Below are 21,574 nucleotides of genomic sequence, written 5' to 3' on the forward strand. Positions count from 1 at the left end.
AACGAGTTCTTCACCCATGATTGTTCGCACCACGGCAGAGATCACCGGAACTGACCGCGACGTGTCAGCCGGAACGTGGCGGTCCAAACGCATCATCCTGGCCGACGACGGGGTCGGATTCTCCTTCCACGAGACCACGATCGAAGGCGGCTCGGTCAGCGAGTTCCACTACCAGCACCACGTCGAGGCAGTGTGGATCACCGAAGGCCACGGCACGTTGACCAACCTCGACACCGGGGAGCGCCATGCCCTGGGACCGGGCACCATGTATCTACTCAACGGCCATGAACGACACCAGATCCGCTGCGCCGAGCAACTGCGCATGCTCTGCGTCTTCAACCCTCCGGTCACGGGGCGAGAGGTACACGACGCCAACGGTGCTTACCCACCCCCGCAGTCGGTCGCATGAGCGCGCCCGGCGCCGCGACCGCGATCGTCGAAGATCGCTACCCGACCCGCCTCGGCCATGCCGTCGAGCCCATTCCCCGCAGCGAACCAGTGGTGTGGGGCGGGAATGCCGACGGCCCGTTGCCGCCGCGCGAACTGGCGCGCTTCGCTGAGCTCGGTTATCTCGTCCGCCCGGGCACTCTCGCTGATGACCTGATTGGACCGCTGCGCGGCGAAACAGACCGAATCGCAGTAGGTCTCGAGCCGGACGACCCACGGATCATTCGGGAACCACGCGGGTCCATCCGCTCGATCTTCGAACCGCATCTGCTCAGCGCGCTGGTCGCGCAAGTGGTCGATCTGGACACGGTGATGCCTATCGCGCGCCAACTGCTCGGTAGCGACGTCTACATCCACCAGGCCCGGATCAATCTGATGCCCGGCTTCACGGGCACCGGCTTTTACTGGCATTCGGACTTCGAGACCTGGCACGCCGAGGACGGCATGGCGGACATCCGCGCGGTGTCCTGCTCGATCGCCTTGACGCGCAACTATCCGTACAACGGATCACTGATGGTGATTCCCGGGTCGCACCACACGTTCTACCCCTGCGTCGGGGCAACCCCGGATAACCACCATGGCACCTCGCTGGTGGCGCAGCAGGTCGGCACGCCCGATGAGACCACCTTGTGCAAGGCGGTCGATCACCACGGTATCGACCAGTTCACCGGCTCGCCCGGGACGGCACTGTGGTTCGACGCGAACCTGCTGCATGGTTCGGGATCGAACATCACACCGCTGCCGCGGTCGAATGTGTTTCTTGTATTCAATTCGGTTGACAACCGACTCGGTGAACCGTTCGCCGCACCGCGGCCGCGGCCCCGATACCTCGCAGCCAGATAACTGCAGCAAGGACGCAACGTAGGCCTGATGCCCGTTACACCATAGTCCCCAGCCGGAAGTCAGGCTCAGGGCGATGGCGTAACTCGACACTCCGAAACGTCGTGGGCTACGCGGCACCGTCGCGCGTCGGGCGTAGATGCAACGTTCCGTCGGTGCCGCGGACCAGGTCTCCTGGTGCGCCACAGGCCAATCTCTCGGCACGGCAACGACATTGGGGCGTTGTCCGCGGGGCGGGAGACAGCCTCATGGAAGGGGCATGTTCTGCGAGCCGGGTGCCTGGGTCTGGTGGTGCCACCGGTCCAGCAGAACGGGGATTTCGGCCAGGAGAAATGTATAGAAGTCGTGCATCTGGGTCAGTCGCTGCCGTGCTGGGCTGGTGCTGTCGGTGACGGCGATGCCGGCGTTGGCCGCTGCCAGCATGGCCGCGATCGTTTCATTTTGCGAGGTGAACAGGATCGCCCAGGCATTGTCACGCAGCCGATAGTGGTCGCGGCGGCTGCCCGGTGCGGCGACCCGTTCGGCCAGCCCGACGGAGGTGAGCATTTTCAGGGCACCAGAGATGGCCCCAGCACTGGCATTGAGGGTTGTGGCCAGTTCGCCCATCGTGACGTTGGGCTGTTCGGTGAACAACAACGTGGCCAGCACCCGCGCGGTCATCCGCTGCAATCCATGGCTGGTCAACACCACAGCGAGCTGCTCGGCCGCATCTTGCAGACCTGAGGACATATCCACGACGAATCCTCCTCACCTCAAACATCCTTCACTATTTTCTGAAAGGTTAGTACAGTCGATTCCGGTGTTCCGGGAAGTCTGGTCGGAGATGTTGCAGCCCTGTGTCTGAGGTGGCTGCACCGATCCGAAAGGCACCCGATGTACAGAACACCACGCGAAAATGCAGCACCGCCGGCGAACACCGACATCATCAGTGTCGAGGGGCTGACGTTCACCTACCCGAATGCGGCCCAGCCCGCGGTGCGCGGCATGGACTTCGCTGTCGCACGCGGCGAGATATTCGGTTTCCTCGGCCCCAGCGGTGCGGGGAAATCGACGACCCAGAAGCTGCTCATCGGACTGCTGCGGGGCCATGACGGTCAAGCTGCCGTGTGGGGGCGTGAACCGCAGGCGTGGGGCCCGGACTATTACCAGCGCGTCGGGGTGTCCTTCGAACTGCCCAACCACTACCAGAAGCTCAGTGGCGCCGAGAATCTGCGCTTTTTCGCCTCGCTGTATGACGGGCCAACCGCGGACCCGATGCAGTTGTTGGATTCGGTCGGTCTGGCCGACGTCGCGAATACGCGAGTCGCCAAGTATTCCAAGGGAATGCAGATGCGGCTGACCTTCGCGCGGTCGCTCATCAACTATCCCGAGTTGTTATTTCTCGACGAGCCGACCTCGGGTCTGGACCCCGTCAACGCTCGCAAGGTCAAAGACATCATCTTGCGCCTCAAAGCCGAGGGCCGCACCATCTTCTTGACCACACACGACATGTCGACCGCCGACGAATTGTGTGATCGCGTGGCGTTTGTCGTCGACGGCGCCATCGTTGCCCTCGACACCCCGGCCGAGTTGAAGATCGCTCGTAGTCAACGGCGGGTTCGGGTCCAATACCGCACCGACACCGCGACTTTGGGCACTGCTGAGTTTGCGATGGACGGTCTGGCCGACGATCCGGCGTTTGACGCGGTGCTACGCAACCATCACGTCGAGACCATCCATAGTCGTGAAGCCAGCCTCGATGACGTGTTCGTCGAGGTGACCGGAAGGCAGCTGACATGACCCGACTGGCCACCGCCACGCGTTTGGAATTCACCTTGCAGGTTCGGCAGAAGTTCCTGCACGCCGGCATCTTCTCTGGGCTCATCTGGTTGGCTGTGCTGTTGCCGATGCCGCGCGACCTGCGTCCGGTCTCCGAGCCCTATGTGCTGGTCGGCGATATCGCGATCATCGGGTTCTTCTTCATCGGCGCCGCAGTGTTCTTCGAGAAACAAGAACGCACCCTCGGTGCCGTCATCTCCACGCCCTTGCGGTTCTGGGAGTACCTGGCCGCCAAGCTTCTTGTGTTGGTGTCGATCTCATTGTTCGTCGCGATCATCGTGTCCACGGTCGCCGACGGTTTCACCTACCACCCGCTGCCCTTGGTCGTCGGAGTCGTTGTGGGTACCCTGTTGATGTTGGTCGTCGGTTTCATCACGTCGTTGCCGTTCGCCTCGGTGACCGACTGGTTTCTGGCCGCGACCATCCCGTTGGCGATCATGCTCGTGCCTCCGTTGATCTTCTATTCCGGGCTGTGGCCCAACCCCGTGCTGTATGTCATCCCCATCCAGGGTCCGCTACTGCTGCTCGGCGCGGCCTTCGGTCAAGTGGCCTTGAGCACCGGCCAGGTGCTCTACTGCGTGGTTTATCCGCTGCTGTGTCTGGTGGGCTTGTGCCGGGCCGCCAAAGTGTTGTTCGACCGCTACGTCATCGAACGCTCAGGCGCGTGATGACCAACGTGCTGGGATTGCGCTCGACCAAAGCGCTGGCGGCGTTCGGCCGCAACGATATTCGCGGGACCTACCGTGATCCGCTGCTGGTCATGCTCGTCGTGGCACCGGTGATCTGGACCACCGGCGTTGCGGTACTCACTCCGATGGTCACCCACCTGCTGGCCCAACGCTACCAATTCGACCTGGTGCCGTACTACCCGTTGGTGCTCACCGCATTCCTGTTGCTGACCAGCATTATCATCGTCGGCGGGTTGGCGGCTTTCCTCGTGCTCGATGAGCTCGACGCCGGCACCCTGACCGCCTTGCGGGTCACCCCGGTGCCCATGTCGACGTTCTTCGGGTACCGCGCCGCCACTGTCATGGTCGTGACCACCGTCTACGTGACCGCCACCATGTCCTTCAGTGGAATCCTGGAACCGGGGCTGATGCCGGCGCTGATCCCGATCGGGATCCTCGCGGGCCTGTCCGCGGTGACGACGCTGCTGCTGATCGTGGCATTGGCCAACAACAAGATTCAAGGCATCGCCATGGTGCGTGCGCTCGGCATGTTGATCGCCGGCCTGCCGTGCCTGCCGTGGTTCATCGATTCGCCCTGGAACCTGGCTTTCGCTGTCCTGCCACCCTATTGGGCAGCCAAAGCTTTCTGGGTGGCGTCTGCGGGCGGCACCTGGTGGCCGTATCTGCTCGGCGGCGCGGCCTACAACGTGGCCATCGTCTGGCCGCTCTTTCGCCGGTTCGTCGCCAAGTGCACGTGAAGCAATTGCGATCCGTTCTTCGGGAGCGCGACTTCTGCGCTCCACGGTGAAAAGTGTTTGACAGCAACCTATTTCGGTGGCGGTTCTCGGTCGCCTTGTGTTTCGAGCTTTCGCAGTGAGTGCGCCGTGGTCACCGCTGGCAGGTTTCGTAGTGGTGGATGAGCGCCTGTTCTCCGGCGGTCGGCTGATAGACGACCAGGTCGCGTCGGGTGCATCCGCCGATGGTGACCGCGACCGGGCCCCGCGCGACCCCGTAACCGCCGATGTGGCCGGAAAGTTGGCTACTGGCGGTGTAGAGGACCGGGGCGGGCAATGTCGCGGCCAGGGGCAGGTGTCGGGTGGCTAAGGCTAGGGCGACATCGACGGCATCGGTGCCTGTCGCTTCGGAAAGCCACACCGGTGGGGTGACGGGTCCGTTGATCTGCATGCTGTCCGTATGGGCGATGGTTTGGTCGATGGTCAATTGGCGCCAGAGGTCGAGTTCGGCAGCCGTCGGGAAGCGCCCGGTATACGCGATCTGATCTTGCGCCCGCGCCGCGCTGACCCTCCAGTTCAACACCGCCAGATAGGGGAAGCGGGCCGAGAGGGTGCTCACAGCGCCGGCGATGTCCGCGCTGTGGGTGCCTTCGGGAAGCTCGATGTCCGCCCGGTTCGAACTGCCAATCTCCCTCGGACTCAAGTGCGCCAATGGGTGACTGATCGTGGACCGCAGGGCGACGGTGGCCCCCGGCAGTGCGGTGCGCAGGGCAATCCAGTCACGGGCCTGGTCGAGGATTTGCGCCGTGTTGGCGATCGGCCGGTCGCTGCTGTCGACGGCGAAGACGCTCCACCCGTGACGGACCTCGAGTTCGGTGTGGTAGTCGCGGTATCGGCCTGACGCGACATTCTGGAGGTAGGTTTCCACAATCGAGGTCAGCTCGTCGGCGGTGAGGCCGTCGGCGGCGTCGACGTGGATGGCGAACATCACCGCACCCGCGGCCCAGTGGTTGGCGTAGTCGGCGTGAGTGGCCTGCACCCCGGACATCGAACCCAGCTGCGCGCTGAGCCGTTCGACATCGTCGCGGCGGTCGGGCACCCGCGCATCGCAGCCGGACAGTGACACCAGTGCCGTCATCAAGGCCACGCAGAGCACGGCACTACGTCGGCGCATTCTTCCGCTCGCACAGTAGCGAGCACTCCAGGGCACGATGCCACGGCGCGGACGGAGGTCGTCGGCGCCTCGCCGTCGTGCCGACCGGCGCCAACCTCCGATGATCGCGAACGGCAACTGTTGCATTATGCGATAATAGGTAATGCGCTGAGGTGGCGGCGTCGCCGGGCGCGATCAACGCGAGGAGGCCGCATGCACAACCCGGGCGCTCGTGGGATTCCACGCCGCGGTGTGGGCCGGCGGGTCAACCCATGAAGATCGCCATCGTCGGCGCTGGGATCGCCGGGACCACGGCAGCATTCTGGCTGCACCGCAGCGGTTTCGATGTCACCTTGTTCGAGACGGCGCCGCAGCTTCGTGATGGCGGCTACATCGTCGACTTCTGGGGCGTCGGGTACGAAGTCGCCGAGAAGATGGGACTCACCGCGGAACTGCGCGCGGCCGGCTACGACGTGGAACAGCTTCGCCTGGTCGGCCAGGACGGCAGCCGCGTTGGTGGCTTCAGTACAGGCGCGCTGCGCCGCATGGCAAACGGACGATTCACCAGTGTGGCGCGCGGCGATCTGGCACGCATCATCTTCAACACCGTCGACGGCCAGGTGTCCACCAGATTCGGGGAACGTGTGGTCGACATCGAACAATCCGACGTCGATGTGAAAGTGCGCTCGCGCAGCGGGCAATCGCAATCCTTCGATCTGGTCATTGGAGCTGACGGGACGCACTCGGCGGTGCGCCGGGCGGTGTTCGGCCCCGACGATCGATTCGAATCCGACCTGGGTTATCAGGTGGCGGCGTTCGAAGTCGCCGGCTATCGACCACGCGACGAATCGGTCTATCTCGCCCACAGCGATCCGGGACGCATGATCAGCCGTTTCGCGATGCGCGGTGATCGCACCATGTTTCTCACGGTGTTCACCGACGATCGGCTACCCGGCTCCACCCCACGCACGACCAACGACATCAAACATGCCCTACGGCAGGTCCTCGGAACGGGGGGCTGGGAGTGTCCGCAGATTCTCGCGGCGCTTGAGCGCAGTGAGGACGTGTATTTCGACCGTATGAGCCAGATCGTCATGGACCGGTGGTCCAGCGGGCGGGTCGCGCTGATCGGCGATGCTGCCAGCGCGGTATCGCTGTTAGCCGGGGAAGGCACCGGCTTGGCGATGGCACAGGCGTATGTGCTCGCTGGTGAACTCAACCGTGCCGACACCGATTATCGTCGCGCGTTTGCGCGCCAGGAGCGTCTACTGCGCGGATTCATCGAAGGAAAACAAGCCTCCGCTCGCCGCTTTGCCGCAGTGTTCGCCCCGACCACCCCAGTGGGGGTGTGGGCGCGCAATCAAGCCACCAAACTGCTCGCGATGCCCTGGCTGGGTCAACGGATCTGGCGCCGCGAAATCAGTGACGCGCTAGTGCTGCCGCAGTACGGCATGTAACCAAGGCCTCTTGGCTGCGGTAGAACGCCGACTCAGACGTGATTGATGTTGCGGCGATAGGGATTTCGCCGTGCCTCGGGTCGCCGCGAACTCAGAATGCGCCGGGGGTCGCGCGGTCAGCTTCATGGATTTACAATCTGACCATCTCCGCATTCGGGACGGTCCCGGGGGTTGTGATAGGGCCGTCCACCGGCAGGTATCCGCCGGGCTGGCCCTGACTACCGCATGTGGTCGAGCACCAGATCGGCAAGCCGCCGCGGCTGGTCGAACTGAACGTAAGTGCGGGCATTGTCGATGACCTCCAGCCGCGCACGGGGCAAGGTTTGGGTGAGCCGCGCCGCGTCTGACAGTGGGAAGAAGCGGTCGCGTGCGCCCCAGGCGATCAGCGCGGGCCGAGGGAAATGTGCTAGTTGTTCAGCGGCTTCTACGGTGTGCCTGGCCGAAATCCCTTGCAGCACAGTCTGTAGGGCTGCACGGATGCGGCTGTTTCGAAGGGGTGCGAACCACGCCGCGAGCACATCGTCGGGTAGCGGCCGGATCGTCACCGGGACGGCCGTCAGCGCCGCACGCCGAAACCACGGCATGCGCAACAGCAGGTCAAGGCCGGCGATGAGCCCGGGAACGGATGCCCCGGCCGCCTCGATGGGGCGAAAAACCGCGGGCGGAAAATGCTCGAATGCATCGCAATTGGTCAGCACCAGTCGGTCGACAACATCGGGATGATGCGCACACAGAATCTGGCACAAGGCGCCGCCAGTGTCGTTTCCGACCACGGTGACATCGGTCAACTGCAACCGCTCGATGAATTCGGCGAGCATTGCGGCCAGCGCTGGCGGGGATAGGTCGGCACCGTTCATCGGTAACGTATGCGCCCCCAGCGGCAGGTCCGGTATGACACACCGCACGTGTCCTTCGAGCAGACGAACCAGCGGCTCCCACACGGTGCCGTTGACGAACAATCCATGGACCAGCAAGACACACGAGCCGCTACCGCGGTCGTGATAGCGCATTCGGCCCGCACCCAGCCCGACTTCGGGAATAGCGCACCTCCCACAAGCAAGGCGGACGTCCGTCGAACAGTTTTCGCGCAGCGCACATCCAAACCTGGGGACATGGGTACACAGCAACTGTTGTTATATGCAATACTATACAGCAAGGGCCGGCGTGGAACCGGGCAGTGACGTGCGGGAATCACCTGGCTATCGACGCGGCAAGGGAAGTGCGCCATGGAGCCGTCGCAGCGCGAACGTCAGATTCTTGAACAAATCTCGGACGAGTTGGAGTTGCACGCGCCACGACTGACCCGTCAGTTCGATGAAATGACATCCGCGCCCCGGATTCGGCGTCGCCGGCGAACTGTTGCAGCGCTGGTGTTCCTTCTTGGTGCGGCGATGATGGGCAGCGCCGTTTTCGTGGCTCCCGGTATGGCCGGCGCTGTGTACGTCGTTGCGGCCTGCGGTTACGCAATGATGTTCGGCGCCGCAGTCGGCTGGGTCGCCGTGCCACCAAAAGTGGCGTTGCGCCGCCCCCAGTAGCCCGCCGAAGCGCGAAATCCGCCGCGCCTCGGAGGCCCGATCAATTGGTCGGCAGCGCCCGCTGTGTGGATGCCGCATGTATCCAGCCAACACGGCCATTGCACCGACGGTGCTAGGCGTCCCGGCTGCGCGGCGGTTGCTCAAACCATGTTGCTGTGAGCGTCTGCCTCCATGGCTTAGGCCCTGCTGTTGCAGTGCGTCACTGCAACTGTTGCATGACGCAAACCTCACAACGCGGCCCGCGGCGAAGTGCGTGCCAGTTATTCATCGCGAAACTCGGTGAGCCGGTTGCCGTAATGGCGCTCTCCTACCTTCGGAACCCGACCGCAGCAAATATGCGCAGGCACACCGGACGCCGGAGTTCGTGACGTTGTCGCGAAATCTGTTGCGCGGGTTCGCCGCACCGGAAGGAATCCGACATGACCGCAACGATGGCCGACGACCCGCAAGAGAAGGCGACAATGTTTCGATACCAGCGTCGGGGCCGGTGGCTGGACCATTGGGAGCCAGAAGATCCAACGTTCTGGGAGTCCGGGGGTAAGAAAACCGCGTGGAAGAACCTGGCATTCTCGGTCGTATCCGAGCACCTCGGCTTCAACGTGTGGGTGATATGGACCATCGTCGTCACCAACATGGGAAGTGCCGGGTTTGCCTTTATGGAGGGCGTCGGGGGTAAGAATCCGCACGCAGTGAGCAACGCGCTGCTCCTGACGTCAATACCGGTGCTGGTGGGATCGGCCCTGCGGGTGCCCTACACTTTCGCCATCCCGCGGTTCGGTGGGCGCGCCTTCACCGCATTCAGCGCCTCCATGCTGCTCCTACCATGCCTGGGGCTGGCGTTTTTCATCAACCGCCCGGACACGCCGATGTGGGTGTTTCTCATTCTTGCCGCGCTCGCCGGCTTCGGCGGCGGCAACTTCTCCTCCTCGATGGCCAACATTTCCTTCTTTTTCCCGCAGGGAAAGAAAGGCCTCGCGCTGGGCATCAACGCTGCCGGCGGCAATCTCGGCGTGGCGGTTACCCAGCTGGTGATTCCGCTGGTGATCACCCTCGGTACGTCTGTTGTTGCTAAATCCCCGGCGGGTTACCGGTTCGGGCTGACCCTGGCTGCATTGGTGTGGTTGCCCTTCATCGTCATCGCCGCGGTCTCGGCCTTGCTGTTCATGGACAGCATCACCAGCGCCAAACCCGACCGGTCCTCCTACAAGCTGGCGATGACCAACCGCAACACCTGGGTGATGGCCTTCCTGTACATCGGTACGTTCGGCTCGTTCATCGGCTTCTCGTTCGCGTTCCCCACGCTGATCAAGGTGAACTTTCCCGAATTGAGCCACGTCGCGATCCTGGCGGCCCTCGGCAACCTCGCGTTCCTGGGCGCCCTGGTTGGTTCCTTCACCCGGCCACTCGGCGGATGGCTGTCCGACCGCACCGGCGGCGCGAAAATCACCCTCCTGGTGTTCGTCGGCATGGCCGGCGGAATCGCGTTGATCATGGCCGCACTCAGACTCCACAGTTTTCCCCTGTACCTGGCCGCGTTCCTGGCGGTGTTCGTGCTGACCGGTATCGGTAACGGGTCGACCTATCGGATGATCCCGACAATTTTCGGCGCCGTAGCGAACAAATGGCCGCCGAGTCGGGCCAGGACCCCGCCGAGGCGACGGCTTCAGCGAAACGACAAGCGGGTGCGGCGCTGGGCGTTGTCGGCGCTGTTGGCGCGTTCGGAGGATTTCTGCTTCAACAGGCGCTGCGACTGTCGACGATCCACTTCGGCAGCATGGCACCGGCCTTCTGGGCCTATGCAGCGCTGTTCCTGCTCATGGGCGCTGTGACGTGGTGGTGCTACCTACGTTCGGAATTCGTTGTGCACCGGATGCCCTCGTTGGCCTACGCGAATGTGTAAGTCGTTCATCCGGTCGTACGCCACCTTGACCAGCGCGGCCGACAACAGCGACGACGTCATCACCTACTTCGGTGTGACCAAGTCCGTCTAGCGCAAGCCTTTTCGTCCCAACTTTGATCTGAGTTTCCCGAGAGGTGTTGTATCCCATGTTGAACCGCGTTTTCGCTTTGACCGCCGCGGCAGGCGTGCTGCTGTCGGCAACTGCTCCGCGTCTCGCGCTGGCGGAACCTGAGGGCCCGCCGGTGGACACCGGCATCGTGGCTTCCGACGAACCGGCGACAGTGACCTCACCGGACGGCTGGGTCCTGACGGTCGTGGCCAAGAACGAGACCGAGCTGCCCGTCGCCCCGCTGACCACTGCCGTCAGTTCGCGTGAGTACTTGGTGGGCGGGACATTCAGCGGCACGGTGACGGGCAACGGCAAGACCAAGCTGGCCGGTGGCACGCTGGAGGCGGGCTACCAGATCGGTTGCGGTATCGAGCTCGGCCAGGTCAAACTGATCGGTCAGATCGGTATCAGCACTTCCGGTTCCACCCTGGCCGGCCTGATCCCCACCGGTATCAGCGTCCCGATGTCGGGAACCCTGGAAATCCACCCGAAGCCCGGCACGGTCACCCAGGTGCCGGTCGACAAGAAGACCTTCAAGTCGGCACCGGTGCGCGTCACCCTCAAGGACACCCACATCAAGATCGACGGCTGCGTCGGCCAGTCCTTCCTGCGGTCCTATGCGGTGCTGACCAGCTCCACCACCGACACCGACGACATCGTGGCCTACTACGGCATCACCAAATCGGTCTGACTACCGCACCGGGCGGCGCTGGCGCACGCGCGGGGGTGCGCTTTGGCGGCCCCGACGAGTGCCCGCGCCTCACCCGTCTCGTGTCAACGACAAGCGTTGTGGTGCAGCCATGTTCACAGCAGTTCCGTGCCCCCGGGGGGAGTGCGGTCGGCGTCCAAGGTAAGCCCGAGTACGTCCGCGACGTCAGCTGGGCGGACGGTGGCAGTCAATGAGCTCGCCCCATTGTCTGGTGGCGGCGGCCGAGGCGACTGGATCGCTACCAGAATTGTCGCTGCCGTCGACCAACTCAACGAGCGCGGTGGCAATTGTGAAGACGGGCACATGCTGGCGGCGAGCCGCCTCGAGTAATTCGTCGAAGGCGTCGTCGCAACTGCAGCGCCGTAGGGCCATCAATACCCCCTCGGCACGGTCGAGTGCCCGCACACCCGGACGTAGGCGAACGGTGGTGAGCTGCTGGCGGCTCATGATGGTGTCCATCAGCGCGGCCCGATCGCAGTTTCGGCCGTGGTGGGGTTGGTCATGGTTGCTCCTGTCGGATCATCTTGTGGTGTGGGGCTTTTCAGATCGGTGGGTGGTCAGCTGCGGTGCATGTCGAGGCGTGTGCTCCGGCGGTGCACCGGGGCGGTGAGGCCCGACGAATAGCAGGGAAATGGCCAGCACCACAACCGCAGCCAAGAGAACTGCGGTCACGAACGCGTGCGCTGCGAAGTGGGAGGCACCGCAGTGAGGCGGTTGTGGTGTCCTGCGGTGTGTCGCGGCATCGCCGGTTCCCGCCACGTCCCCGTCGGGTCCGGTTGCGGTTTGCCTCATCTGCTTAGCCGGCAAAGACATTATTCCGGGCGGTCAGTCGGTGTCGCAGCAGGCAGCTGATGGTTTGACGAACGTGGTCGGCGAGGTCAAACACCACCATCGGGTCCTCGACGTCCGGACAGCTCGATGTCGTTATCGGCGTACCGAATTCGATGGACCACTTCGATGGCAGGGGCATCAGGCCAAGGGGGCCAGCTAGCGGGAACGTGGGTGTGATCGGGAAATACGGCAGGCCCAGCAGTCGGGCCAGAGGCCACGCGTTGGTCACCATTGGATAGATCTCTTCGGATCCCACGATCGCGCACGGAATGATCGGTGCGCCAGCGCGCAGCGCCGCCGCCGCGAAACCGCCGCGGCCGAACCGCGCCAGCCGGTACCGGTCGCGGAAGCGCTTGCCGAGCCCTTTGTAACCTTCGGGGAAAACAGCTGCGAGTTCGCCGTTGGTCAGGAGGCGGTGCGCGTCCGGCGTACAGGCCAAGGTGTGACCGGCTTTTCGTGTGATGGGAGCGAGCACGGGTAGTGCGAATGCCAGGTCTGCGGCCAAGATCCGCAGCGCGCGGTGCGCGGGGTGGTGGTCATGAACCGCGACCGATGTCATCAGCGCATCTAGCGGCAACACCCCCGCATGGTTGGCGACGATCAATGCGGGACCGTCAGAGGGAATATTGTTCATACCAACAACTTCAACCCGAAACCAGGCGTTGAACAGGGGCCGCAACACCGGCAGCACTACCTGTTCGGCGAACTCGGCGTCGTAGCCGAACTCGTCCACCTGATAGTCGCCTATGAGGCGCCGGCAGATGAACGAGGTCATCGCGGCCATGTCGCCCACAAAGCCGGTCCGGGGCCGATAGCCAGCCGGCTTTTCAGCCCCTGGAGGGGGCATGCGCTCGGTCGTGACGTCGCCGAGTGCAGTTTTGGCTTTCCTGAGCGGGACCGTCTCGGCGGCCTTCCGGCCATCGGCGGAACGCTGGATCGATGCGTTCCGTCGGGTGTGCGAACCTCGCCTGTCGAGCTCAATAACGTTCGCAGCATGGGTACTGGCCATCGCGTACTCCTATATTCGCGTCCCGGCGCGGCTGATGAGTGATTCCCGCCCGCCTCGCTTCGTCGCGAAGTCAATCCATTACCGCACCTAGCAACTATTGCAATATGCTACCGAAACTTTCATGACGTGATCCGTGCCTGCGTCGTGATCACGGTGGCATCAGTGCGGCAAGGGGTCGGTGACCGGCTCACGAATACTGCAGCGGTATAGGCATATTCGTGCCTTGAACTGGTCTTACCGCCGTGGAGGATGAGGCCGTTGACGACCGTTTGGACTCACTCCGCTCAGGGGTTGTCCAGGCAATTCCTCTCGACCGCGAAGCAACTCCTCGTGTGCGTCGTGACGCTGAACCCCGGCGGGCCGGGGGTTCAGCGGACTTCGCGACACAGCGCCAATACGGGGGCATAGGCGATAATCGCTGATGCTCCGGCGGCGACACTGATCGCGCTAGTCAGGACGAAATCGACGATCAGGGCACCGGTTGGCAGGAATGCCCAACCTTCGCCGAAGGCCTCGCCGGTCGCTGCTGACGCTCCGCCACCACGCGGATACCGGGCAATCAGCTGCTGATAGCTCACTACCACCAAGGCAAGCGTGGCAAGACTTCCGAGTCCGGACTGCACGGCGTGAGGCTGCCGTCAGCTGGGCTGGACGCCGCTTGACGCAGAGACGACGCTGAAGCCGATCGACTACGCCGAACGCGGGATGAATCGGACGAATGGCATATGTCGCCCTGCCTCGCGGAAGTCGGCTTCCGAACCATCGACCTCAAACCCCATCACCCCCGGAAGAACGAACGTTGCCACCAGGCGGTGGCGCGTTGCGTAGCGGGCAAAGATGTCCGCACCTTCATCGGCGTCAAGCGCTACCGCGGTCACGGGCACGGTGCGCCACCCCACGTCAATGACGACGTCCGGGGCGTGCATGACATTCTGGTACCAGGCAGCAGTTGGCCCCCACCCCGAAGCGACGACAAAGCTATCGTCGGCCCGATCGTGCTCGACGACCTCCAGCACCGCCTGACGTGGCTCACCAGACACTCGACCTAGGTGATGAAGCCGCATCATGCGCTCCCCGCACACCCAACCGAGCTGAGCGCGGAACGCATACAGGGGCAGCCGATACAGCAGCCGGCTCAATCCCGCTGGAGGGCTTACGTGTTTGACGATCTTCACAGCTGTCACCCTTTCCGCACCCGTGGATGCGCCTCATGGGCACGTGCCACGTCGTGCGGAATACCACCCGACCGATGTACCCGTCATATGCGATGCTACTGCAACTATTGCATAGCGCAATTGATTGCGTCGCGGCTGCCCATGGCGGATCAGGATTTCGAAGTACGCCGCCACGGGTCAACGTTTGCAGCCCGGCGTGGGCCGCTGGTCAGCTGCAAAACTGCAGGTAGTCGCGCAGACACCCGCCAATTTTTCAAAAATGGGTGCTGATAAGAAGGGCCTGGTCGTTGAACCAGAGACACGGCTGGATGGCCGTCGGCATGTCGTTTCCTTCCAGTGGTTTTCGGTGGATCAGGACAGCAGTGCGTCGATCTGGCCGAGCGCGCCGGTCATGCCTTCGACCATGCCCATCGCGGTCACCTTCTCGAGCTGTTCGATGTCGGTGAACCGAGTCAGGATCGTCATCCGGGTGCCGGTGTCGATGGCGTCGAACGACACCTCCAGGCTCATGGTCGGCATCTCGGGGTCGGGCTCTCCGTCCGGCTGCGAGAAGCCGTCCTCGATGAGTAATCGGTTCGGTGCGTCGACTTCGAGCGTGGTCCACCAGCCCGGCGCGATCTCGCCCTCGGGGCCGGTCATGTGGTACCGCGACTGACCGCTCGGCGTGAGGGCGTGCCGGGTGAAGGTGGCCGGCCAGGTCGGCGGACCCCACCAGCGTTCCAGCTGACGCGGGTCTTCCCACACCTGCCAGACACGTGCCGGCGGGGCGGCGAACTCGGCCACGAACGTCATGGTGAGGGCCTGCGGGTCGGTGGCGCTGCTGAGCACCGTCATCGGTGGTCCTTTCGTTTTGTGCTGCTTGATGTTTGGTGGGGCGGGTAACCGTCTTCGGCCAGGATCGCCTCGATGGTCGCGGCGCGGTCGTGCCAGAGCGCCGCGTAACGCTCCAGGAGCACGCCCGCTCGGTGCAGGGTTTCGGGCACCGCACGGACGAGTTGTTCCCGGCCGCGGCGCTCTTTATGCACCAACGCCGCGGAGGCCAGTACGGCAACGTGTTTCTGCACCGCGGCGAAGCTCATGTCATAGCCGCGCGCGAGTGCGCTCACCGACTGGTCGCTGCGCATCGTCCGGGCGACGATGTCGCGGCGCGTGGCGTCCGCCAATGCGTGGAAGATCCGGTCGATCTCCGCATCGGTGAATGCCTCAGGAAACGTATCTACAACCATTTGGTTGTAGGTTAGGACGCTTGGGTGGCGGCGTCAAGGGCTGGTGCGAAAACGCGTTCACCCGGAATCCTTGGCTCACTTGTGCGAGTGGCTTGCGCCCTCATTTCCGACTCAACCCGGATCGGCGGCCCGACGCCGTTGACTCTGAACTGAGGGCGTAAAAGTTCGAGTAGCGGGGTGCGTAGACGCAAAGTCAACGGCCACAACGCTTTTGCTAGTCAAGTGCCCAGCGCCGAGTCTGGCTGGGTGGCGCGAAACCTCGGGAAATCGCCGTGTGCTCAGGTTCGCCGAGCGAGCTTCGGCGCACTGCCCACGCCAAGCGAGCGTCACTCGCGGTTCAGCGCAGCCTCTTCGAGGTCCAGCCCGTGCAGCACTGACCGCAGGACTTCGTCGTCGATGTTGCCGGCGTCGCGTTCGGCGATGAACGTCGCGCGCTCGGCCGCCAGCATCTCCAACCGCAGGCGCCGCATGGCCGACGCCGGGCTTTCGCCGATGTCGTCGTCGCTGCGGCCCAGTCGCTCCCAGACCGCGTTGCGACGCCGGTCGTTCCAGCTCTGCAGTACCTCGCCGACGTGCTGTTGGGCACTGGAATCGCTACTGCGGGCCAGCAATTCGTCGAGCCGGTCGGCGGCCGCCGCGGCCGCGCGACTCGACGCTGCGGCCTGTTCCAAAGCGTCCTGATGAGCCTCGGCTTCGCTTTGGACGTCGAGCATCCGGATCAGCCACGGCAGCGTCAGACCGTGCAACAGCAGCGTGCCGATCACTACGACGAAGGTCAGGAACACCAGCTGCGCGCGCCCCGGGAAGGGTTCGCCGCTCATGGTCACCAGTGGCACACCGAACGCCGCGGCCAGTGAGACCACACCGCGCATCCCCGCCCAGGCCACGATGAAAACCTGCGACGCCGTCGGTCTGGGTTCCCGTTCCCGGATGCCGCGGAACAGGACGCGCGGCGTGTAGGCCATGACGTACACCCAGACGATGCGGACCCCGATCACCGTGGCCAGTACCGCGGCCGACGCCACGGCCAGGGTGACGGCGCGGATACCGGTCAGCTCGTCGACGACGGTCGGCAGCTGCAGGCCGATCATCAGGAATGCGAAGGACTCCAGCACCAGCTGGATCGACTTCCACACCGCGTCGTCCTGCAGCCGGGTGGCGTAGGAAGCCCGCGTGGCGCGCTGTCCGAGCAGCAGCGCGGCGACCACCACCGCGATCACCCCGGAGCCGTGCACCTCCTCGGCCACCCAGTAGATGAAATACGGCGCGACGAGCCCGATGGCGCTCTCCACCAGTGGATCGTCGAGCCAGGTCCGAATGAACTCGATCAGCCAGCCGATCAGTCCGCCGATCACGACACCGCCCACCGCGGCCAGCGCGAAGGTGCCCAGCGCGCCCTGCCACGTCGCCGCTGCGCCGATGGCAGCTGCCAGCGCGACCTTGTACGCGGTGAGCGCCGTCGCGTCGTTGAGCAGGCTCTCGCCGCCGAGCAGCGTCATGATCTGGCGCGGCAGCCCCAGTCGGCGGCCGATGGCCGCGGCGGACACCGCGTCGGGCGGCGCGACGATCGCGCCCAGGGTGAGAGCTGCCGCGACCGTCAGCTCCGGAACGGTGTGGAAAGCGACGAACCCGACCACCAATGTGGTGGCCAGCGGCAGGCCGACCGCGAGCAGCCCGATGGCGCGGACGTTCTTGCGCAGGGCCAGGTAGCTGCTCTCCAGCCCGGCCGACCACAGCAGCGGCGGCAGCACCACGAACATGACCAATTGCGGCTGCATCTCGATCGCCGGCACGCCCGGAATCAGCCCGACCGCGAGTCCGGCGACGACGAGTCCCAACGGTGCCGAGACGTCATATCGGCGGGCCAGCGCGGCCAACAACACCGAGGCCACCAGCACTGCCAGCAGTGGGGCACCCATGTCCTCAAACCTCCTCGGTCAGCCAGCCCTATCCTTGTTCAACATGCTGGGGAAATGGATGCAGTCACGGGCAACACGTCCGCGCGAAGAAAATTCCCCGACCACCTGCGCGCACCTCGCCGACGCGGTCGGTCAAGCTGAACCGGAGCCGCAGACGCCTGGACGCTGTGGTGACTGTGCGGCACTTGGGGAGGATACGTGGGCACACCTGAGGATGTGTCTGACCTGCGGACAGGTCGGCTGTTGCGATTCCAGTCCGCACCAACACGCCAATGAGCATTACCGCCGCACCGGTCATTCGGTGATGCGGTCGGTCGAGCCGGGGGAGAGCTGGCGATGGTGCTACGTCGACATCAGATTGGGTTGACGCGGCGAGCGAAGCGACGGGGAGATTGGCTGATGAGTTGGTAGACCGGACAACGGTTCTGGTACTCGGCACCGGTGAGTTGAGCAGTGAGCTGGTGCTGTCCTTCCAGCGGCTGGGGACGCGGGCGACCGCGGTGGCCGCGCCCGCCGGGGCGGCAGCACTGCGGGCCCTGATCGACAGGCACACGCCGCAGTTGGTGGTGGTCCAGTCCGCGGTGGCGGACCTGGCGGCCGACGTCGTGGCGGGGTTGGCCGGGCTCGACGAGGTCGCCGTGTTCCCGACGCCGACTGCTCTGCGGCTCGCGTCCGATCGCGAGGCGCTGCGCACCTTGGCGGCCAACGAGCTGGGGCTGCCGACGGCGCCGTTCTGGTTCGCCGGATCGGTCGACGAGCTCACCGCGGTGGCCGAGCACGCCGGGCTGCCGCTCACGGTGTCACCGGCCGCGAACACCGAAGGTGCGGGCCGCTCGGTGCTGTCCCGCCCCGAAGACGTCGACGTCGCCTGGCACCGAGCGGTGGCTGCGGGCAGTGACCGGGTGATGGCCGAGACGGCCGTCGACGTGGCCGCCGAGTTCACCATGCTGACGGTGCGGACCCAGGGCCCGGCCGGCCCGGTGGTGCAGTTCTGCGAGCCGATCGGTCACCGCCGCGACAACGGCGGTCCGCTGGAGCTGTGGCAGCCGCAGCTGCTGTCGGAGTCGGCGCTGGACGCGGCCCGCTCGATCGCGGCCCGGATCGTCAACAAACTCGGTGGCACGGGGCTGTTCACCGTCGACCTGCTGCTCGGCACCGACGCGGAATCGGGGGCCGAGGAGGTGTACTTCGCGACGGTCCATCCGATGCTCACCGGCGCCGGGTTCGTGACGACGCGGTCGCAGCGGCTGTCGCAGTTCGATCTGCACGCGCGGGCGGTCCTCGGCCTGCCGGTCGACACCATCATGATCTCGCCGGCGGCCGGTGAGGTCAGCCGCCCGTCGTCGGACAAGGCGGCGGTCGCGCGCGCACTGCCCGACGCGCTGGCTGTCGCCGAGAGCGATGTACGCCTCTCCGGCGAGGTGTGCGTGGCTTTGGCGACGGCGCCGGACGTGGTGCGGGCGCGTGACCGTGCGCATCAGGTGGCCGCTGTGCTCAACCAAGCAGCGGCGATCAACCAGACAGGGAAGTGACATGACCGAATCGGAATCGCACCCGCGCCAGACCCTGGGGCCGTTCCTGGCCGCGCTGGCGCTCATTGTGGTCCTCGTGGTCATAATCGCTGTGCTGAACGCGATCGGGGTGTTCGGTCGGAATGATCCGACGCCGGAGCAGCTGGTGCGCACCGCGGTCGTCGGCCAGAACGACGGGCTGCAGCGCAAGGACTATGCGCGCTTCCAGACGTACACCTGCAAGGCGCAGGCCGGCACCGAGGCGGATGTGCTTGCCCAGCAACAGGATTCGGCGGCCAAGAACGGGCAGCGCTACGTCGACGAAGTGACGGACATCAAGTTCGACGGCCAGCAGGCCACCGCGGTGCTGATGTACCACTTCGACAAGACGCCGGACCAGAAGCCCACGGCGCCCGTGGTGCTGGTGAACGAGGACGGCGCATGGAAGGTGTGCTCGCCGGTCCCGAGCTAGTTTGTGACAGACTCGCATCCGTGAGCTACGCGGGAGATATCACGCCGCAGCAGGCCTGGGACCTGCTCAGTGACAACCCCGAGGCGGTGCTTGTCGACTGCCGGACCGACGCCGAATGGCGTTGGGTGGGCGTGCCTGACATCTCCAGCCTCGGTCGTGACGTTGTGTACATCGAGTGGGTGTCCGGCGACGGCAGGCGCAACGACGGATTCGTCGACGACCTGCTGGCCGCCGGCGTGACACCCGGCGAGCGGCCGGTGGTGTTCCTCTGTCGCTCAGGTAACCGTTCCATCGGTGCCGCCGAGGCCGCGACCGCGGCGGGCATCGGCCCGTCGTACAACGTGCTCGACGGCTTCGAGGGCAACCTCGACGGACAGCGGCATCGCGGTGGCAGCGGTTGGCGCGCCATCGGACTGCCGTGGGTTCAGTCGTGAGGGGCCTCAACGCCGACGGTGTGCCCTCGGTCCGGGTCCCGGCGCCGCTACCGGACGGCGTCAGCCAGGCGACCATCGGCGTGCGCGGCGGGCTGCTGCGGTCCGAGTTCGAGGAGACCGCCGAGGCGATGTACCTCACCTCGGGGTACGTCTACGAGTCGGCGGCTGCCGCGGAGCAGGCGTTCACCGGCGAGATCGACCGCTACGTCTACTCGCGCTACGGCAACCCGACCATCCAGATGTTCGAGGAACGGCTGCGGCTCATCGAAGGCGCGCCCGCTGCTTTTGCGACAGCGACCGGCATGGCCGCGGTGTTCACCGCACTCGGTGCGCTGCTCGCCTCCGGTGACCGGTTGGTCGCGGCGCGCAGCCTGTTCGGGTCGTGCTTCGTGGTCTGCAACGAGATCCTGCCGCGCTGGGGTGTGGAGACCGTCTTCGTCGACGGTGACGACCTGTCGCAGTGGGAGGAAGCACTGTCGGTGCCGACGACCGCGGTGTTCTTCGAGACGCCGTCCAACCCGATGCAGTCGCTGGTGGACATCGCCGCGGTCTCGGAGCTGGCGCATGCGGCCGGCGCGAAGGTGGTGCTGGACAACGTCTTCGCGACGCCGCTGCTGCAGCAGGGCTTGCAGCTCGGTGCCGACATCGTCGTGTACTCGGGGACCAAGCACATCGACGGCCAGGGCCGGGTGCTCGGCGGCGCCATCTTGGGCGACAAGGAGTACATCAACGGACCGGTGCAGCAGCTGATGCGGCACACGGGTCCGGCGATGAGCGCGTTCAACGCCTGGACAATGCTGAAAGGTCTTGAGACGCTGGCCATTCGGGTCGACTACTCGAACCGGTCCGCGCAGCGGGTGGCCGAGTTCCTGGAAGGCGTGCGCGGCGTGAACTGGGTGAAATACCCGTTCCTGCAGTCACATCCGCAGCACGACCTGGCCAAGCGGCAGATGAGCGGTGGCGGCACCGTCGTCACGTTCGAACTTGACGGCGGCAAGGACCGGGCGTTCGAGGTGCTCGACAAGCTGCAGGTCATCGACATCTCGAACAACCTCGGTGACTCCAAGACGCTGATCACCCACCCGGCCACCACCACGCACCGAGCGATGGGGCCGGAGGGTCGGGCCGCGATCGGTCTGGGCGACGGTGTGGTGCGGATTTCCGTCGGGCTCGAAGGCACCGAGGATCTGATCGCCGACCTGGACCAGGCGCTGAGCTAGGGGGATTCGGATGTCCAAGCAGTCCGCAACCAAGAAGGCCCGTCGGAAGAAGCGGCAGACCACGCGGAACGCCAACTGGCTGCCTGACGAGGTGCATGCCGAGGTCGAGGCCGTCGGGCGGATCGCGGGCGAAATCCTGCCGCGCGGTTGGGTATTCGATTCCGACTACTCCAACGACGAATACCTGATCTGGTACTACCCGCCGTCGGGCTTCGAATCCACCGAGGACGATCCGCGCGAGTTGGTGACCAGGATCTGGGTCTCCGATCCGGACCAGCCACAGCTGATCCTCGTCGGCACCGAAGAGGACGGCGCGATCTACAGCTTCACCGTCGAGCAGTTGATGGCGAACCTGGACGTCATCGAGGGCTACCGCGTCGGGGATCCCGCGCCGCAGTTCTGATTCG

25 protein-coding genes and 1 pseudogene are annotated in these 21,574 nt (G+C 64.9%); 16 read left to right on the forward strand and 10 right to left on the reverse strand.

Annotation, left to right across the window (positions count from 1 at the left end; translation table 11 throughout):
* Positions 1-16 precede the first annotated feature (16 nt).
* Together A7G45_RS10530 and thpD are read left to right on the forward strand one after the other, a co-directional pair.
* Positions 17-409, forward strand: a complete 393-nt coding sequence (locus A7G45_RS10530; protein ID WP_260936624.1) for an ectoine synthase — start codon at positions 17-19, stop codon at positions 407-409.
* Positions 406-1,290, forward strand: coding sequence for an ectoine hydroxylase (thpD, locus tag A7G45_RS10535; protein ID WP_260936626.1), 885 nt, complete (start codon positions 406-408; stop codon positions 1,288-1,290). The genes A7G45_RS10530 and thpD overlap by 4 nt, the downstream gene beginning before the upstream one ends.
* 243 nt (positions 1,291-1,533) lie before the next feature.
* Here the strand turns inward: thpD and A7G45_RS10540 are convergent, their stop codons facing one another.
* The gene (locus A7G45_RS10540; protein ID WP_260938096.1) at positions 1,534-2,004 is read right to left on the reverse strand and encodes a GbsR/MarR family transcriptional regulator; all 471 of its coding nucleotides are present in this window, start codon (positions 2,002-2,004) and stop codon (positions 1,534-1,536) included.
* 156 nt (positions 2,005-2,160) lie between these two features.
* On the opposite strand from A7G45_RS10540, the gene A7G45_RS10545 reads away from it, so the two are divergent.
* The 3 genes from A7G45_RS10545 to A7G45_RS10555 are packed head-to-tail and all read left to right on the forward strand — an operon-like array spanning position 2,161 to position 4,531.
* Positions 2,161-3,066 (forward strand): ABC transporter ATP-binding protein, encoded by a 906-nt coding sequence (locus A7G45_RS10545; protein WP_260936629.1) that lies wholly within the window; start codon positions 2,161-2,163, stop codon positions 3,064-3,066.
* Complete coding sequence (locus A7G45_RS10550) at positions 3,063-3,773, forward strand: fluoroquinolone export ABC transporter permease subunit (RefSeq protein ID WP_260936631.1); 711 nt, start codon at positions 3,063-3,065, stop codon at positions 3,771-3,773. The genes A7G45_RS10545 and A7G45_RS10550 overlap by 4 nt, the downstream gene beginning before the upstream one ends.
* Positions 3,773-4,531 carry an Rv2686c family ABC transporter permease subunit gene (locus tag A7G45_RS10555; protein ID WP_260938098.1) on the forward strand — a complete coding sequence of 253 codons (759 nt, stop codon included), beginning with the start codon at positions 3,773-3,775 and terminating at the stop codon, positions 4,529-4,531. The genes A7G45_RS10550 and A7G45_RS10555 overlap by 1 nt, the downstream gene beginning before the upstream one ends.
* A gap of 130 nt (positions 4,532-4,661) precedes the next feature.
* Here the strand turns inward: A7G45_RS10555 and A7G45_RS10560 are convergent, their stop codons facing one another.
* Positions 4,662-5,654, reverse strand: coding sequence for a hypothetical protein (locus tag A7G45_RS10560; protein ID WP_260936633.1), 993 nt, complete (start codon positions 5,652-5,654; stop codon positions 4,662-4,664).
* A gap of 278 nt (positions 5,655-5,932) precedes the next feature.
* Between A7G45_RS10560 and A7G45_RS10565 the strand changes: the two genes are divergently transcribed.
* Positions 5,933-7,117 carry an FAD-binding domain gene (locus A7G45_RS10565; protein WP_260936635.1) on the forward strand — a complete coding sequence of 395 codons (1,185 nt, stop codon included), beginning with the start codon at positions 5,933-5,935 and terminating at the stop codon, positions 7,115-7,117.
* A gap of 218 nt (positions 7,118-7,335) precedes the next feature.
* Here A7G45_RS10565 and A7G45_RS10570 read toward each other — a convergent pair whose 3' ends face one another.
* The gene (locus A7G45_RS10570; RefSeq protein WP_260936637.1) at positions 7,336-8,127 is read right to left on the reverse strand and encodes an alpha/beta fold hydrolase; all 792 of its coding nucleotides are present in this window, start codon (positions 8,125-8,127) and stop codon (positions 7,336-7,338) included.
* Positions 8,128-8,343: 216 nt separating this feature from the next.
* Between A7G45_RS10570 and A7G45_RS10575 the strand changes: the two genes are divergently transcribed.
* The 4 genes and pseudogenes from A7G45_RS10575 to A7G45_RS10590 all read left to right on the forward strand — a co-directional run bounded on the left by A7G45_RS10575 (position 8,344) and on the right by A7G45_RS10590 (position 11,352).
* On the forward strand, positions 8,344-8,652 hold the full coding sequence (locus A7G45_RS10575; RefSeq protein ID WP_260936639.1) for a DUF3040 domain-containing protein: 309 nt from the start codon (positions 8,344-8,346) through the stop codon (positions 8,650-8,652).
* A 431-nt stretch (positions 8,653-9,083) separates the two neighbouring features.
* Positions 9,084-10,481 (forward strand): MFS transporter, encoded by a 1,398-nt coding sequence (locus tag A7G45_RS10580; RefSeq protein WP_260936641.1) that lies wholly within the window; start codon positions 9,084-9,086, stop codon positions 10,479-10,481.
* A 69-nt stretch (positions 10,482-10,550) separates the two neighbouring features.
* Positions 10,551-10,643 (forward strand): annotated as a pseudogene (locus A7G45_RS10585) (MspA family porin); the annotation flags it as partial.
* 55 nt (positions 10,644-10,698) lie between these two features.
* A complete protein-coding gene (locus A7G45_RS10590; RefSeq protein ID WP_260936644.1) occupies positions 10,699-11,352 on the forward strand; it encodes an MspA family porin in 654 nt (217 codons plus the stop codon).
* 183 nt (positions 11,353-11,535) lie between these two features.
* Here A7G45_RS10590 and A7G45_RS10595 read toward each other — a convergent pair whose 3' ends face one another.
* From A7G45_RS10595 to A7G45_RS10625, 7 genes are all read right to left on the reverse strand, one after another.
* Positions 11,536-11,817 (reverse strand): ANTAR domain-containing protein, encoded by a 282-nt coding sequence (locus tag A7G45_RS10595; protein ID WP_260936646.1) that lies wholly within the window; start codon positions 11,815-11,817, stop codon positions 11,536-11,538.
* Positions 11,818-12,166: 349 nt separating this feature from the next.
* Entirely contained in the window at positions 12,167-13,210 is a 1,044-nt protein-coding gene (locus tag A7G45_RS10600; protein WP_260936648.1) for a 1-acyl-sn-glycerol-3-phosphate acyltransferase, read from the reverse strand.
* A gap of 368 nt (positions 13,211-13,578) precedes the next feature.
* Positions 13,579-13,833, reverse strand: coding sequence for a hypothetical protein (locus A7G45_RS10605; RefSeq protein WP_260936649.1), 255 nt, complete (start codon positions 13,831-13,833; stop codon positions 13,579-13,581).
* Positions 13,834-13,899: 66 nt separating this feature from the next.
* A complete protein-coding gene (locus tag A7G45_RS10610; RefSeq protein ID WP_260936650.1) occupies positions 13,900-14,385 on the reverse strand; it encodes a nitroreductase family deazaflavin-dependent oxidoreductase in 486 nt (161 codons plus the stop codon).
* 351 nt (positions 14,386-14,736) lie between these two features.
* Entirely contained in the window at positions 14,737-15,219 is a 483-nt protein-coding gene (locus A7G45_RS10615) for an SRPBCC family protein (protein WP_260936651.1), read from the reverse strand.
* A complete protein-coding gene (locus A7G45_RS10620; RefSeq protein WP_260936654.1) occupies positions 15,216-15,611 on the reverse strand; it encodes an ArsR/SmtB family transcription factor in 396 nt (131 codons plus the stop codon). The genes A7G45_RS10615 and A7G45_RS10620 overlap by 4 nt, the downstream gene beginning before the upstream one ends.
* A 326-nt stretch (positions 15,612-15,937) precedes the next feature.
* The gene (locus A7G45_RS10625; RefSeq protein ID WP_260936655.1) at positions 15,938-17,530 is read right to left on the reverse strand and encodes a Na+/H+ antiporter; all 1,593 of its coding nucleotides are present in this window, start codon (positions 17,528-17,530) and stop codon (positions 15,938-15,940) included.
* Positions 17,531-17,588: 58 nt separating this feature from the next.
* Between A7G45_RS10625 and A7G45_RS10630 the strand changes: the two genes are divergently transcribed.
* The 6 genes from A7G45_RS10630 to A7G45_RS10655 are packed head-to-tail and all read left to right on the forward strand — an operon-like array spanning position 17,589 to position 21,570.
* On the forward strand, positions 17,589-17,897 hold the full coding sequence (locus A7G45_RS10630) for a UBP-type zinc finger domain-containing protein (protein ID WP_260938100.1): 309 nt from the start codon (positions 17,589-17,591) through the stop codon (positions 17,895-17,897).
* 37 nt (positions 17,898-17,934) lie between these two features.
* Positions 17,935-19,062 (forward strand): ATP-grasp domain-containing protein, encoded by a 1,128-nt coding sequence (locus A7G45_RS10635; protein ID WP_260936657.1) that lies wholly within the window; start codon positions 17,935-17,937, stop codon positions 19,060-19,062.
* A 1-nt stretch (position 19,063) separates the two neighbouring features.
* Positions 19,064-19,513, forward strand: coding sequence for an Rv0361 family membrane protein (locus A7G45_RS10640; RefSeq protein ID WP_260936659.1), 450 nt, complete (start codon positions 19,064-19,066; stop codon positions 19,511-19,513).
* 20 nt (positions 19,514-19,533) lie between these two features.
* Entirely contained in the window at positions 19,534-19,947 is a 414-nt protein-coding gene (locus A7G45_RS10645; RefSeq protein ID WP_043398286.1) for a rhodanese-like domain-containing protein, read from the forward strand.
* A complete protein-coding gene (locus A7G45_RS10650) occupies positions 19,944-21,167 on the forward strand; it encodes an O-succinylhomoserine sulfhydrylase (protein ID WP_260936662.1) in 1,224 nt (407 codons plus the stop codon). Before A7G45_RS10645 ends, A7G45_RS10650 begins: the two co-directional genes overlap by 4 nt.
* Before the next feature lie 10 nt (positions 21,168-21,177).
* Entirely contained in the window at positions 21,178-21,570 is a 393-nt protein-coding gene (locus tag A7G45_RS10655) for a hypothetical protein (protein WP_260936664.1), read from the forward strand.
* Positions 21,571-21,574: the final 4 nt, after the last annotated feature.

The organism is Mycolicibacterium llatzerense (assembly GCF_025331195.1).
Lineage (GTDB): Bacteria > Actinomycetota > Actinomycetes > Mycobacteriales > Mycobacteriaceae > Mycobacterium > Mycobacterium llatzerense.